Genomic DNA, 14,842 nt, shown 5'->3' with positions numbered 1-14,842 from the left:
AGAAACAGCACGACACAGCCAAAAAAGGAGAGAAAGAAGACCCAGATACCCACCGAATAACCCGCAAAGCTGGTCCAAGGGGTGGGTCAGAATTCAATGCAAATCGTGGGTCAGGATTCCATGCAAATCAACAGCTAGGCGCCTTTGCTCGACGGAGCATGGCAGTCAACGTCATGTCGCTGAGAATCTTGCCCCGCGGCGATGGGAACACTAGCGTTTCGTGGAGATTTTGCGACTGCAAGTCCTTGATGATTTCGACTGCGCGATCGGACAGAGGGATGCGATGAGGGTCTTTCGCCTTCATGCGTTCTGCGGGGATGCTCCAGATTTTTTCATGCAGATCGAATTCATCCCACGTTGCTCCACGAACCTCGCCACTACGGACCGCTGTTAGGATGGCGATTTCGAGCGCGGCGCGCGTGCAATCGGACGGAAGTCGTTCGATCAGATGCGCTTGCACAAACTTCGGGATATCGCGCCACGGCATTGCTGGCTGGTGCTCTTTCTTTGCGTTTTGCTTGGGAAGTACGTGGTCGACAACGGCAACGGGGTTAGCGGTCACGTGACCGTGCGCCCAGGCCCATTGCATGACGGCGTGCATGCGCTGCTTCGTCCGGCTGGCGGTTTCGGGTTTCTCAATCCAGATTGGCCGCAGCGCGTCCGCGCAATCTCTGGGGGTGATCGCATCGAGTTTCTTGTTTCCGATGCTGGGAAACACATAAGTTTCGAGCGTGTTGATCCACTGGGCAGTATGTTTCGCATTCTTCCAGCCAGGCTTCAGTTCGTCGTGAACCTTGCGCGCGGCTTTCTCGAATGTCAGTGTGCCGATGCCTAACGCCGCTGCTTCTCGTTCACTGTTCCGATGATCGATGGGATCGATCCCGCTTTCGATCAACTTTCGCATCGTCTGCGCTTTGTCGCGAGCCTCGGCGATCGTCGTCTGTGGGTAGGTGCCGAGTCCCGCGTCCCGGCGCTTGCCCGACACCGGGCTCGTGAAGCGAAGCGTCCACTTACATCCATTTTTGGTTGGCGTCAGCAACAACCCCGTAACCTTGCCGTCAAATACCGGTTTATCCCCCGGCTGCAACGCTCTTGCTTGTCTGTCGGTCAGCGCCATTTTCAGCCCATCATTCAGCCCATCAAAAATATCCGGCTTTGCCCGGAATCAAATGGACGATTGTAGACCAACTTAAATAGCAAGTCATTGATTAATTGCGATATTTAAGAATTATACGGAACTGACGAGACGATTTTATGGCGGCCCCTCTCTCCGCCAGAATCCATGAAGCCCCCTGATTTCCCGAGAAATCAGGGGGCTTTTCATTTGGGGCGCCGACACGCGATGCCTCATCGGCCCCCCCCTCACGGATGCCGAATGTAATCCACCAACGCCCGCGTATACTCATCCGGCCGCTTATCGCACAGACTCACCACGATCGCCACCGCGAACCCCGCCGGCACACCGAACACGCCTGAGCTGATCGGCTCGATCCCGAACCACGTACGCCCGGCGAACCCCGTCAGTTGCGTGAAGAACGGATAAGTCGACACGATGTAATACACGCACACCGCCAACCCCGTCACCATCCCGGCAATCGCGCCATGCGTCGTCGTGCGCTTCCAGAACACGCCCAGCACCAGCACCGGAAAGAAGCTCGACGCCGCCAGCGAAAATGCCGCCCCGACGAGAAACAGAATTTTCCCGGTATTGAGCGACGCGACATACGACGCGAACAGCGCCACCCCCAGCAGCAGCACCTTCGAGATCGTCACGCGCCGCTGGCTCGACGCATCGGGCGCGACCATGCAGTAATAAACATCGTGCGACAGCGCGTTCGCGATCGTCAGCAGCAGCCCGTCCGCGGTCGACAGCGCCGCGGCCAGCGCACCGGCCGCGATCAGCCCCGACACGACATACGGCAGCCCCGCGATCTCCGGCGCGGCCAGCACGACCATGTCCGGCTGCATCTGGATTTCCGACCAGTGCACGATACCGTCGCGAATCACCTCGACGACGCTGATCAGGTCGGGTTCGAAGTGATGCCACTGCGTGATCCACGCCGGCAATTCGGCGAACGGTCGCCCGACGAGATTCGCGAGGATCTCGTACTTGATCAGCACCGCGAGCACCGGCACGCTCAGGTAGAACAGCGCGATGAAGAACAGCGTCCAGCCGACCGACCGCCGCGCCGACGCGACCGACGTGGTCGTGTTGTAGCGCGTCAGGATGTGCGGCAGGCTCGCGGTGCCGAGCGACAGGCACAGCAGCAGCGCGAGGAAGTTCCGCTCGCGCGGCTTGCGTTCGTCCTCGCTCGCGGCCGGAAACGGCTCGTGCATCGGCACGGGCGGCTCGGCACGCGCCAGCAGGTCGTCACGCGCCTGCGTCCACGCCACGCGCGCCGCCGCCGGATCGCGCGGAAAATCGGCCAACTCGCGCTCGCGCCGGCTGATCTCGCGCAGCGGCCCGTTATGGCGTCGCAGGTCGGCAAGCTGGTCGACGAGATGCCGCCGCGCATCCGCATAGGACGCCGGCAACCGGTCGAGCCGCGTCTGGATAGCCGCGGCCTGCCGGCGGTATGCATCGCGCACCTGCTGCTCGTCGCGCGCATCGCGCACCTGCGCCTCGCGCGCCGCGACGCGCTCCATCAGCTTGCCGTAATTGAACTGCGGCACGGGGCCGAGCCCGTTCTTCATCGCGATCAGCGACACCGGGATCAGGATCGCGCTGATCAGGATGATGTACTGCGCGACCTGGGTCCACGTGACCGCCCGCATGCCGCCGAGAAACGAGCACACGAGAATGCCCGCCAGCCCGCAGAAGATGCCGATCGCGAAATCGACGCCGATGAAGCGAGTCGCGATCAGGCCGATTCCCTGGATCTGCGCGACCAGGTACACGAACGAACACAGGATCGCCGCGCCGGCCGCGAGCGCGCGCACGGCCGTGCTCGAGAAGCGCGTGCCGAGAAAATCGGGAATCGTGTAGCGCGCGAGCTTGCGCACATACGGCGCGAGCAGGAACGCGACGAGGCAGAACCCTCCGGTCCAGCCCATCACGTACGCGAGCGCGTCGTAACCGGTGGCATAGAGCGAGCCGGCCAGCCCGATGAATGACGCGGCCGACAGCCAGTCGGCCGCCGTCGCCATCCCGTTGAACGCGGACGGCACGCGCCGCCCGGCCACGTAGTACTCGACGAGATCGGACGTGCGCGACAACAACCCGATCACCGCATACACGGCGATCGGCACGAACAGGAACACGTAGCCGATCCACACGCCCGAGCCCGTCGCGCGCTCGATCCGCCACATCAGCAGCACGAAGCCGAGAAACCCGAGCGTGTAGAGCGCGTATGCGCGTATCAGTCGACGCGTCAGCATGAATCAGCGCCCGCCGTTCGCATGGCCGGCGCGCGCCGCATGCTCGTCGTACGCGCGGCGCAGCGTGCGGTCCGCGCGTTGCATTAACCCGATGTAGACGACGATCAGCACGAGGTACACGAGAATCGCGCCCTGCGCGCCGACATAGAACGGCAAGCTGAAGCCGGCGAAGCGCACGCCGGCGAGCGCGGGTCCGAAGAACGGCACGATGAACGACACCGAAAAGCCGATCACCATCAGCACCGCGATCAGTGCGACGTTGAAGCGCCAATAGCGCGCATGCGCACGCGCGAGCGGTGCGGGAACGGGAGGTGGCGCGGCAGGCGCCGAACGGGTCGGAACGGTCATGCCGTTATGTAGCAAAAAGCCCCTGCGCGGGCAATCGGGATTGCCGCGCAGGGGCTTGCACGCTTGACGCGAACCGACAGGCGTTCAGCGTACTTCGGTGAGCTGCTCGAGGATGGCCGGATTCTCGAGCGTGGACGTATCCTGCGTGATCGCCTCGCCCTTCGCGAGCGAGCGCAACAGGCGCCGCATGATCTTGCCCGAGCGCGTCTTCGGCAGGTTGTCGCCGAAGCGGATGTCCTTCGGCTTCGCGATCGGCCCGATCTGCTTGCCGACCCAGTCGCGCAGCGTCTTCGCGAGCGCCGCCGCTTCGTCGCCTTCCGGGCGCGAACGCTTCAGCACGACGAATGCGACCACCGCTTCACCGGTCGTATCGTCCGGCCGGCCGACCACCGCCGCTTCGGCAACCAGTTCATGCGACACCAGCGCCGACTCGATCTCCATCGTGCCGAGCCGGTGGCCCGACACGTTCAGCACGTCGTCGATCCGGCCCATGATCGTGAAGTAGCCGGTCTCCTTGTCGCGCACGGTGCCGTCACCGGCCAGATACAGCGTGCCGCCGAGTTCTTCCGGGTAATAACTCTTCTTGAAGCGCTCCGGGTCGCCCCAGATCGTGCGGATCATCGCGGGCCACGGACGCTTGACGACGAGAATCCCGCCTTGCCCGTTCGGCACGTCCTGGCCGGTCTCGTCGACTACCGCGGCCATGATGCCCGGCAGCGGCAGCGTGCACGACCCCGGCACGGTCGGCGTCGCACCCGGCAGCGGCGTGATCATGTGGCCGCCGGTTTCGGTCTGCCACCACGTATCGACGATCGGGCAGCGCTCGTGGCCGACGTGCTTGTGATACCACATCCACGCTTCCGGATTGATCGGCTCGCCGACCGTGCCGATAATGCGCAGGCTCGACAGGTCATAGCTCTTCGGGTGGACTTTGTCGTCGGCTTCGGCGGCCTTGATCAGCGAACGGATCGCGGTCGGCGCGGTGTAGAACACGGTGACCTTGTGATCGCCGATCATCTTCCAGAAGCGGCCGGCGTCCGGATACGTCGGCACGCCCTCGAACACGACCTGCGTGCCGCCGCATGCGAGCGGCCCGTACGTGATGTACGTGTGGCCGGTGACCCAGCCGATGTCGGCCGTGCACCAGAACACGTCGTCCGGTTTCCAGTCGAAGGTCCACTTCATCGTCTGCGCGGCCCACAGCAGGTAGCCGCCCGTGCTGTGCTGCACGCCCTTCGGCTTGCCGGTCGAGCCCGACGTATACAGGATGAACAGCGGATGCTCGGCGCCGACCCAGGTCGGCTCGCACGTGTCGGACTCGCCGTCCGTGAGTTCGTGCATCCACAGGTCGCGATCCGCATGCCAGTCGATCTGGCCGCCGGTGCGGCGATAGACGATCACGCTCTTGACCGCTTCGCAGCCGCCCATCGCGATCGCCTCGTCGGCGATGCTCTTGAGCGGCAGCGTCTTGCCGCCGCGCGCCTGCTCGTCGGCGGTGATCAGCGCGACCGCGCCGACGTCGACGAGCCGCTCGTTCAGCGATTTCGCGGAGAAGCCGCCGAACACGACCGAGTGCGTCGCGCCGATGCGCGCACAGGCCTGCATCGCGACGATGCCTTCGATCGACATCGGAATATAGATGACGACGCGGTCGCCCTTGCCGATGCCGCGTTTCTTCAGCGCATTCGCGAAGCGCGACACGCGCGCGAGGAGGTCCGCATAGGTGACGCGGGTGACGGTGCCGTCGTCGGCCTCGAAGATCACCGCGACGCGCTCGCCGTTGCCGGCTTCGACGTGGCGGTCGAGGCAGTTGTACGACGCGTTCAGCTCGCCGTCGTCGAACCATTTGTAGAACGGCGCGTTGCGCTCGTCGAGCACGGTCGTGAACGGCTTGTGCCACGTGAGGCCTTCGCGCGCGAGACGCGCCCAGAAGCCTTCGTAATCCTGCTCGGCCTCGGCGACGAGCGCGCGATAGGCCGGCATGCCGGAAATGGTCGCCGTCTGCTCGAGCGCCGCGGGCGGCGCGAACTGACGGGTTTCGTGAAGAACCGATTCAATCGCAGACATCGACAACCCCTTGGTGAACATGAATCCTCTGCATGGCGGCGCGATCGTGTGCGCCGCGCGTCGTCTTGGCCGGCGCCTGCGCGCCGCTGTCTCCCACCACCCGCACGCGGCCGCGAAGCCTGCGCACGATGCTGCACCGCACCACCTCACGCGAACGTGACCCGCGGCCCGGCAGTTTCCACGATAAGCGCTCCAACTTACCCGTCACTTACGCGGCATGGCCGTTTCGTGCGCGGGGCGCGCCGCATCGAGGTCGGCTTTACGCTGTGACGACCGCGACCCTACAATCCTAACTGAACTCGCCTTCCGGATTCCAGCTTGAATCGCTACGCCCTCTTCCTCATCCTGTCGATGCTGTTCGTCGGCAGCAACGTCGGTATCGGTAAATCCATCGTTGCATTCGTCCCGGTCGCCGTCCTCGCCACGCTGCGCTTCGTGATCGCGATCGCCGTGCTGTGGCCGCTGTTCCGTCCCGTGAAGATGCGCGCGGTCAAGCGCGTCGAATGGCTGAACCTGTTCCTGCAGGCGTTCTTCGGCACCTTCATGTTCACGCTGCTGATGCTCAACGGCGTGCAGCGCACGAGCGCGGTGGCCGCGGGCGTAATCACGAGCACGATCCCGGCGATCGTCGCGCTGTTCGCATGGTTGATCCTGCGTGAAAAACCGAACGGCCGTGCGCTCGCGTCGATCGCGCTCGCGATCGTCGGCGTCGTGACGATCAACCTCGCGAACGGCAGCGCGGCCGGCCACGGCGCGCAGGGCGACGCGTCCGGCTCACTGACCGGCAACCTGCTGATCCTCGGCGCGGTGTGCTGCGAATCGATCTACGTGATCCTGTCGCGCCGGCTCACGCAAACGCTCGCACCGATCGACATCTGCGCGTATACCCACCTGTTCGGGCTGTTCCTGATGCTGCCGCTCGGCGCGACCGCGCTGTGGCACTTCGATTACGCGAGCGTGCCCGCCGGCACCTGGACGCTCGTCGTCTGGTACGGGCTGTCGGCCAGCATCTTCTCGTTCTGGCTGTGGATGAAGGGCATCCGGCACGTGCCGGGCAGCCTCGCCGGCGTGTTCAGCGCGGTGCTGCCGATCGCCGCGGCCGCGTACGGCATCGCGTTCCTCGGCGAGCGCCCGACGCTCGCGCACGGCATCGCGCTCGCGTGCGTCGTCGCAGGCATCGTGCTCGCGAGCCTGCGCGTGAAACGCGTGCCGGCCGCCGCTTCCTGATCCGTCCCCGGCAGTGCCGGCGCGTCGCTGCAACCGCGCCGGCCGACGCGTTACAATAGCGCGCCTTTTCAAGATCATCCCCGACACCTGCGCACCGCGCCCGTACCCCGACATGTCCGCCCCGCATTCGCCCGGCCATCCTGGCCGTCGCCCGCTTCGCCCCCTTCCCGCGCTGATTTTCATGAGCCGCTGGCTCCAGGTGCCGCTTTACCTCGGCCTGATCGTCGCGCAGGCCGTCTATGTGTTCCTGTTCCTGAAGGAAGTCTGGCACCTGCTGTCGCATGCGGCGGGCCTCGACGAAATCAGCGTGATGCTCGCCGTGCTCGGCCTGATCGACGTGGTGATGATCTCGAACCTGCTGATCATGGTGATCGTCGGCGGGTATGAAACGTTCGTGTCGCGGCTCGGCATCGAGGGCCACCCCGACGAGCCCGAATGGCTCGACCACGTGAACGCGGGCGTGCTGAAGGTCAAGCTGTCGATGGCGCTGATCAGCATTTCGTCGATCCACCTGCTGAAGACCTTCATCAACCCCGACCAGCACACGACGCACGCGATCATGTGGCAAGTGCTCATCCACGTGTCGTTCCTCGTGTCGGCGCTCGTGATGGCGTGGGTCGACCGCCTGACGACGCATACGCACCCGGCCCATTTCCACGAGGCGCATGCGCCCGCGGCGTCCCGACCGGCGGCCTGAACCGTCGGCAAACCATTCCCACTGTCCCCACAGAGTCTCAGCCATGACCGTCATCAAACAGGAAGACCTGATCCAGAGCATCGCGGATTCGCTGCAGTACATCAGCTACTACCACCCGCTCGACTACATCCAGGCCCTCGGCCGCGCGTACGAGCTGGAAGAGAGTCCGGCGGCGAAGGACGCGATCGCGCAGATCCTCACGAACAGCCGCATGTGCGCGGAAGGCAAGCGCCCGATCTGCCAGGACACCGGCATCGTGACGATCTTCGTGAAGGTCGGCATGGACGTGCGCTGGGACGGCGCGACGATGGGCCTCACCGACATGATCAACGAAGGCGTGCGCCGCGGTTACACGCACCCGGACAACGTGCTGCGCGCGTCGATCGTCAATCCGCCGGAAGGTGCCCGCAAGAACACGAAGGACAACACGCCGGCCGTGATCCACTACGAGATCGTGCCGGGCGACAAGGTCGACGTGCAGGTCGCGGCCAAGGGCGGCGGCTCGGAAAACAAGTCGAAGTTCGTGATGCTGAACCCGTCCGACTCGATCGTCGACTGGGTGCTGAAGACGGTCCCGACGATGGGCGCCGGCTGGTGCCCGCCGGGCATGCTCGGGATCGGCATCGGCGGCACCGCCGAGAAGGCGATGCTGATGGCGAAGGAATCGCTGATGGAGCCGATCGACATCCAGGAGATCATCGCGCGCGGCCCGAAGGACTGGGTCGAGGAACTGCGCGTGGAACTGCACGAGAAGGTCAACGCGCTCGGCATCGGCGCGCAGGGCCTCGGCGGCCTCGCGACCGTGCTCGACGTGAAGATCATGGCGGCGCCGACGCACGCGGCCTCGAAGCCGGTCGCGCTGATCCCGAACTGCGCGGCCACGCGCCACGCGCACTTCGTGCTCGACGGTTCGGGCCCGGCCAAGCTTGAAGCGCCGTCGCTCGACGCCTGGCCGAAGGTGCAGTGGGAGCCGAACACGGAAACCAGCAAGCGCGTCGACCTGAACACGCTGACGCCGGAAGAAGTCGCGAGCTGGACGCCGGGCCAGACGCTGCTGCTGTCCGGCAAGATGCTCACCGGCCGCGACGCCGCGCACAAGCGCATCGCCGACATGCTCGCGAAGGGCGAGCAACTGCCGGTCGACTTCACGAACCGCGTGATCTACTACGTCGGCCCGGTCGATCCGGTGCGCGACGAAGTGGTCGGTCCGGCCGGCCCGACGACGGCCACGCGCATGGACAAGTTCACCGAGACGATGCTCGCTCAGACGGGTCTGATCTCGATGGTCGGCAAGGCCGAGCGCGGCCCGGTCGCGATCGACGCGATCAAGAAGCACAAGGCAGCCTACCTGATGGCGGTCGGCGGGGCGGCCTACCTCGTGTCGAAGGCGATCCGCGGCGCGAAGGTGCTCGCGTTCGAAGACCTCGGCATGGAAGCGATCTACGAGTTCGACGTGCAGGATATGCCGGTGACGGTGGCCGTCGATTCGTCGGGCACGTCGGTGCACCAGACGGGTCCGAAGGAATGGCAGGCGAAGATCGGCAAGATCCCGGTCGCCACCGCTTAAGCGCGATCGAACGAAAGGCCGGACGGACGTCCGGCCTTTTTACTTCTCATTCTCATTATTGTGTTCGGCCGGTCGTTCGAGGCTGATTCTCATTACACGCGAAAGGCAGGCCCGACAAGGCTTCGAGGCTTGGCTTTTCTCGTTCGAGCGATTATCGTTCGGTTTCTGAAGCCCCACTGAACAAGGAATAGCCATGCAAGGCGACAAGAAAGTCATCGAATATCTGAACGCCCAACTGAAGAACGAACTCACGGCGATCAACCAGTACTTCCTGCATGCGCGCATGTACAAGCACTGGGGCCTCGAGAAGCTCGGCAAGCACGAATACGATGAGTCGATCGGCGAAATGAAACACGCCGACTGGCTGATCGAGCGCGTGTTCATGCTCGACGGCCTGCCGAACCTGCAGGACCTGCACAAGCTGCTCGTCGGCGAGGAAACCGAAGAGATCCTGAAGTGCGACCTGAAGCTCGAACAGATCTCGCAGTCCACCTGCAAGGAAGCGATCGCCTACTGCGAATCGGTTCGCGACTACGTGTCGCGCGAGATCTTCGAAAAGATCCTCGACGACACCGAAGAGCACATCGACTGGCTCGAAACGCAGATCGACCTGATCGGCAAGGTCGGCCTGCAGAACTATCAGCAAACGATGATGGGTTCGGCCGAGTAATCGCACCACCCGCCAGCCTGCCGCCCGACGATGACGAACCCGTCCGCCGCACCCGCGCCGCGCGCCACCGCCCCTGTCGGCATCTTCGACTCGGGGCTCGGCGGCCTGTCGGTGCTGCGCGCCGCGCGCGCACACCTGCCCGACGAATCGTTCGTCTACGTCGCCGACTCGCACCACGCGCCGTATGGCCCGCGCGACGAGGCATTCATCACGGAACGCACGCTGGCGATCGGCGAGTGGCTCGCCCGCGAAGGCGCGAAAGCGCTCGTCATCGCATGCAACACGGCCACGGCACGGGCGATCGCGGCCATCCGCGAACGCCTGTCGATCCCGCTCGTCGGCGTCGAGCCGGGCATCAAGCCGGCCGCCGCGCTGTCCACGACCGGCGTCGCGGGCGTCCTCGCCACGCAATCGACGCTGAACAGCCCGCGCTTCCAGGCGCTGCTCGACCGCTACGGCGCCGGCCGCCGCTTCATCTGCCAGCCCGGCCACGGGCTCGTCGAAGCGATCGAACGCGGCGACACGAACTCGCCCGCATTGCGCGCGCTGCTCGAGCGTTACATACAGCCGATGCTCGACGACGGCGCCGATACGCTGGTCCTCGGCTGCACGCACTACCCGTTCTTCACAGACACGATTCGTAACCTTGTTGGCGAGCGCCTGGCGATCGTCGACACGAGCGATGCCATCGCGCGCCAGCTCGCGCGGGTGCTCGACGAGCGCGGTCTGCGCGCGCCGGCCGGCACGCATGCCGCGCCGCCGCGCTTCTGCTCGACGAGCGACGGCCTGCAACTGCGCGCGCTCGCGTCGACGCTGCTCGGCCTCGATGCGCCGGTCGAATCCGTCACCATTTCGTCGCCGAACGCGCGCGCCTGCGCGACCGCCTGACGCGGGCCGGTGCGCCCGCTCCCGCGGCGACTTCGCCTTCCCCCCGCCGTTTCAAGGGTCCGATGACCTTAAAAAAAGCCGGACCCAGGCTTGTCAACCTCCGCAAAATTAATGATAATAATTCGCATTAACGTTAGCTATCGCAACTCATCATGATCGTCTGCGTGTGCAAGTCTGTTTCCGATCGCAAGATTCGCGCGTCCCTCGCCGAGGGCGTGAACTCTTTCGATGAACTCCAGTTCGAGCTCGGCGTGGCCACGTGCTGCGGCAAGTGCGAGGAGTCCGTACGCGATCTCATGGCCGAGCAAGGCGTCTGCGCGAGCCGGTGCGGTGTCGAGCACCATGCGCATCCGATCCCGGTCACGTTCTACGACCGCAAGGCGGCCTGAGCGGCGCGAGCGTGCGCATGCGGCCCAGGCCGCATTTTTTGTTTTGACCGTCAGCAAGCCACCGTCTGCGCGAGCCAACGGCTTACCTGCCAAGGAGCCTGTGATGGAATTGCTGATCGGATTCGTAACCACCGTTTGCATCTCGCTGCTGATCTTCCGCAAGTGATGCCGATTCACCCGCCGCGCCCCGGGTGCGACGTCGTTCTTTCAAGCTAACATGCAGGCTTCGCATCTCGCTCCTGCCGGCGCCATGCCGGCTGCACCACGTATGAATCCCCGAGTGATCGTCGTCGCGGTCGGTGTGCTTGCCGCACACGCGATCATGCTGACGGCCGCGTGGCTCCATCGCAACGCGCCGCCGCCGAAATCGGTCGAAGTCCAGACGATCACCGCGCAGCTCATCACGCCCGCGCCGATCGCGCAGCAGGTCGCGGCCGAGTCGATCCCGCAGCCCGCGCCGCCGAAGCCCGTGCCGCGCGTAAAGCCGAAGGTCGAGCCGAAGCCGGTGCAGAAGGCGGCGAAGCCGACCCCGCAGCCGCTTGCGCCGTCGCCGGCCCCGTCGCCCACACCCGCTCCCGCAGCCGATCCAACGCCCGCACCGGCCGCGCCCGCTCCCGCAGCACCGGCCGCCACGCCGGGCCCGGCGCGCGAAACGATGCAGGTCAGCGCACCGAAGAACGTGCCGACGCTCCAATGCAACTTCGTGAAGCCCGACTATCCGTCGATGTCGCGCCGCCGCGGCGAATCGGGCACCGCCTATGTTCACTTCGTCGTCGGTGTGACCGGCAAGATCGAAAGCATCGATCTGCAGAAGAGCAGCGGCTATCCGCGCCTCGACGATGCCGCACTCGACGCGATGCGCTCGACCACCTGCCGCCCGTACGTCGAGAACGGCCAGGCGATCCGCGCCGCCCGCACACAGCCCTACAGCTTCGGGCTCACCGACTAACCTGCCTCATCCGGAAGATTCAAAGGAAACAAAAAATGCAAAGCTACGGTATCGCGCACGTCTGGGCGCAAGGTGATTTCGTCACGCGCGCCATCGCGATCACGCTGCTCGTGATGTCGGTCCTGTCGTGGATCGTGATCGTCATCAAGGGCTGGAACGTGATCCGCCTGAACCGCCTCACGAAGAATGCCGAACAGGCATTCTGGCATTCCGACAATTTCGACGACGGCATCAAGAAGCTCGGCCTCGCCGCATCGACGCCGAACGACAACCCGTTCCTCGCGCTCGCGCTGTCGGGCAAGGAAGCCGCCGACCACCACCATCAGACGCAACCGCACCTGCACGACCGCATGGACGTATCGGACTGGGTCACGCGCTGCCTGAAGGACACGATGGACGAAGGCATCTCGCGCATGCAGAGCGGCCTCGCGATCCTCGCATCGGTCGGCAGCACGGCGCCGTTCGTCGGCCTGTTCGGCACGGTCTGGGGCATCTATCACGCGCTGCTCGCGATCGGCGCCACCGGCCAGACGTCGATCGACCAGGTCGCGGGCCCGGTCGGCGAATCGCTGATCATGACGGCCTTCGGCCTGTTCGTCGCGATTCCCGCGGTGCTCGGCTACAACGCGCTGACCCGCGCGAACAAGGGTGTCGTCAGCAAGCTGCGCCGCTTCGCGCACGGCCTGCATGCGTACTTCGTGACGGGCGCGAGCCTCGCGTCGTCGTCGACGCGCGACGGCCTGCGTCTCGCATCGCGCGCCGCCAGCTGAGACGAGGTGAACCATGGCCATGAACACCGGTTTCAGCGACGATGACGACGATGCCGTGATGAGCGAGATCAACATGACGCCGCTCGTCGACGTCATGCTCGTACTCCTGATCATTTTTCTCGTGACGATCCCGGCGATGCAGCATGCGGTGAAGATCGACCTGCCGCACGCCAGCAGCCAGCCCGTCGACGAAAAGCCGCAGACCGTCGACGTCGCGATCCAGGGCGACGGCACGATCCTGTGGGACGACCACACGGTCACGCGCGAACAGCTGCAGGCACGCATCGCGGAAGCCGCGAAGCGCACGCCGCAGCCGGAATTGCATCTGCGCGCGGACCGCAAGGTTGCCTACGAACACGTCGCGGAAGTGATGTCGGATGCGCAAGCTGGCGGCCTGACGAAGCTCGGCTTCGTGACGGAGCCGGGCGCGAAAGCGAAGTAACGCGCGCACGTTCCGCCGTCGCCAGTCGCCACTGCGCAGCTACCCGGCCGTACCTAACCGGCCGTACCTAACCGGCCGTACCCAAAGTAAAAGGCCTTCATCGCCAGATGAAGGCCTTTTTTCATGCGCACGCGGGCGCCTTCGGGCGGCGGGCTCTTCGGCGGTATCGGTTACGCCTCGAGCAACGCAAATGCGACTCTGCCGTGGTCTGCACGGACTGCGCGTTCTGCCCTATCTGGCTCACAATATATGCGGCCACCTGATTTCGCTCAGAACTTCCTTCGCGAAATGGGATTTCAATATAGGCCCGCCCGCGCACGCATTCAAGGTTCCGGCGATTGAAACTTGCGATTGCAGCCGACGCTTCAATGACAAAACAAATTTGCGTCGTCGTGCGTGCCGTGTTCAGGTGGCCGAAACATCGGCTGCCGTTTCCTTCTTCGCACGCTCGGGGCAACCCGGCTCCTTGTATGCGCCATGGTCGAGCTTCTCGACCAGGTAATCGACGAACGCACGGACCGCGGGTGGCATCCCCTGACGCGACACGAACACCGCATACAGCTGCGGCACCGGCAGCGTCCAGCCCGGCATCACCGGCGACAACTGCCCCGCGCGCAACGCGTTGCCGTACATCATCTCCGGCAGCGCCGCGATGCCGAGGCCGTCGAGCACGGCCTCGCGGATCGTCATCAGGTCGGCCGTCACGAGACGCGGATCATGCTCGTGCACGTGACGCGTTCCGTCCGGCGCGATCAGGTTGAATACGTGCCGGCCGTCGACGCTCGGCGTATCGAGCGTCTCGAAGCCGGTCAAGTCGTCCGGCGCCAGCGGCGGCGCGTTCTGGCTCAGCAGGCTCGGCGCGCCGACCAGCATCTGCTCGGTGCGCCACAGCGGCCGCACGACGATGTTCGCGTTCTGCGGCGGCTCCGAGCGCACGCGCAACGCGACGTCGATCGAATCCTCGAACAGGTCGATCACGCGATTCGTCACGCGCACATGCACCTTCACCTCGGGATAGCGGCGCAGGAATTCGGGCAGGATGCGCGACAGCATCGTCTGCGACAGCGTCACCGGCACGCTGACGCGCACCGAGCCGCGTGGCGACGCGCGCAACTGCTGCACCGCGTTCATCGCGGCCCGTGCTTCGGCGAGCATCGCCTGGCAATGCTGGTAGAACAGCTCCCCCGCCTCGGTCAGTGCGAGCTTGCGCGTCGAACGCTGCAGCAGGCGCACGCCAAGTGCCGCCTCGAGCTCGGTCAGGCGTCGCGACAGACGCGATTTCGAGATGCCCAGCACGCGTTCGGCGGCCGAGAAGCCGCCATGTTCGACGACCTGCGAGAAGTACATCAGGTCGTTCAGGTTATGTGCATCGATATTCATCTCATCGTTCCAATTTCAGAACAATCCATTGCGAACCGCCGCCAATCGAACGGGAAAACGCCCAATATAA

The 14,842-nt window shown here is 64.9% G+C and carries 14 protein-coding genes; 9 read left to right on the top strand and 5 right to left on the bottom strand.

Annotation, left to right across the window (positions count from 1 at the left end):
* Positions 1-127: 127 nt before the first annotated feature.
* The 4 genes from HWX55_RS34855 to acs form a co-directional block, all read right to left on the bottom strand.
* A complete protein-coding gene (locus HWX55_RS34855; RefSeq protein ID WP_175978956.1) occupies positions 128-1,117 on the bottom strand; it encodes an integrase arm-type DNA-binding domain-containing protein in 990 nt (329 codons plus the stop codon).
* Between the two features lie 245 nt (positions 1,118-1,362).
* Positions 1,363-3,378, bottom strand: a complete 2,016-nt coding sequence (locus tag HWX55_RS34850; RefSeq protein ID WP_175978955.1) for a sodium:solute symporter family protein — start codon at positions 3,376-3,378, stop codon at positions 1,363-1,365.
* A gap of 3 nt (positions 3,379-3,381) precedes the next feature.
* A complete protein-coding gene (locus HWX55_RS34845) occupies positions 3,382-3,726 on the bottom strand; it encodes a DUF4212 domain-containing protein (RefSeq protein ID WP_069617740.1) in 345 nt (114 codons plus the stop codon).
* 84 nt (positions 3,727-3,810) lie between these two features.
* Positions 3,811-5,793 (bottom strand): acetate--CoA ligase, encoded by a 1,983-nt coding sequence (gene acs, locus HWX55_RS34840; protein WP_175978954.1) that lies wholly within the window; start codon positions 5,791-5,793, stop codon positions 3,811-3,813.
* 318 nt (positions 5,794-6,111) lie between these two features.
* Here acs and HWX55_RS34835 point away from each other — a divergent pair, with 318 nt between their 5' ends.
* The 9 genes from HWX55_RS34835 to HWX55_RS34795 all read left to right on the top strand — a co-directional run bounded on the left by HWX55_RS34835 (position 6,112) and on the right by HWX55_RS34795 (position 13,392).
* Positions 6,112-7,020: a DMT family transporter gene (locus tag HWX55_RS34835; protein WP_175978953.1), complete on the top strand. Its 909-nt coding sequence runs from the start codon at positions 6,112-6,114 to the stop codon at positions 7,018-7,020.
* Positions 7,021-7,132: 112 nt separating this feature from the next.
* Entirely contained in the window at positions 7,133-7,717 is a 585-nt protein-coding gene (locus tag HWX55_RS34830) for a TIGR00645 family protein (RefSeq protein WP_050018193.1), read from the top strand.
* 43 nt (positions 7,718-7,760) lie between these two features.
* A complete protein-coding gene (locus HWX55_RS34825) occupies positions 7,761-9,284 on the top strand; it encodes a fumarate hydratase (RefSeq protein ID WP_050018192.1) in 1,524 nt (507 codons plus the stop codon).
* Positions 9,285-9,477: 193 nt separating this feature from the next.
* Positions 9,478-9,954 carry a bacterioferritin gene (gene bfr / locus HWX55_RS34820; RefSeq protein ID WP_043188739.1) on the top strand — a complete coding sequence of 159 codons (477 nt, stop codon included), beginning with the start codon at positions 9,478-9,480 and terminating at the stop codon, positions 9,952-9,954.
* 30 nt (positions 9,955-9,984) lie between these two features.
* Positions 9,985-10,842, top strand: coding sequence for a glutamate racemase (gene murI, locus HWX55_RS34815; RefSeq protein ID WP_175978952.1), 858 nt, complete (start codon positions 9,985-9,987; stop codon positions 10,840-10,842).
* Positions 10,843-10,994: 152 nt separating this feature from the next.
* On the top strand, positions 10,995-11,231 hold the full coding sequence (locus HWX55_RS34810) for a (2Fe-2S)-binding protein (RefSeq protein WP_006482749.1): 237 nt from the start codon (positions 10,995-10,997) through the stop codon (positions 11,229-11,231).
* 217 nt (positions 11,232-11,448) lie between these two features.
* Positions 11,449-12,180 (top strand): energy transducer TonB, encoded by a 732-nt coding sequence (locus HWX55_RS34805; RefSeq protein ID WP_124557682.1) that lies wholly within the window; start codon positions 11,449-11,451, stop codon positions 12,178-12,180.
* Between the two features lie 35 nt (positions 12,181-12,215).
* On the top strand, positions 12,216-12,950 hold the full coding sequence (locus HWX55_RS34800; RefSeq protein WP_006483875.1) for a MotA/TolQ/ExbB proton channel family protein: 735 nt from the start codon (positions 12,216-12,218) through the stop codon (positions 12,948-12,950).
* 13 nt (positions 12,951-12,963) lie between these two features.
* On the top strand, positions 12,964-13,392 hold the full coding sequence (locus HWX55_RS34795; protein ID WP_006478310.1) for a biopolymer transporter ExbD: 429 nt from the start codon (positions 12,964-12,966) through the stop codon (positions 13,390-13,392).
* A gap of 405 nt (positions 13,393-13,797) precedes the next feature.
* On the opposite strand, the gene HWX55_RS34790 is transcribed toward HWX55_RS34795, so the two are convergent.
* The gene (locus tag HWX55_RS34790) at positions 13,798-14,772 is read right to left on the bottom strand and encodes a LysR substrate-binding domain-containing protein (protein ID WP_050018189.1); all 975 of its coding nucleotides are present in this window, start codon (positions 14,770-14,772) and stop codon (positions 13,798-13,800) included.
* Positions 14,773-14,842: the final 70 nt, after the last annotated feature.

Origin of the sequence: Burkholderia sp. BCC1047 (assembly GCF_902833155.1) — a bacterium.
In the GTDB taxonomy this organism is placed as follows: domain Bacteria; phylum Pseudomonadota; class Gammaproteobacteria; order Burkholderiales; family Burkholderiaceae; genus Burkholderia; species Burkholderia sola.
Note: the sequence above shows the minus strand (reverse complement) of the source record. Positions and strands in the feature narration are given on the sequence as shown.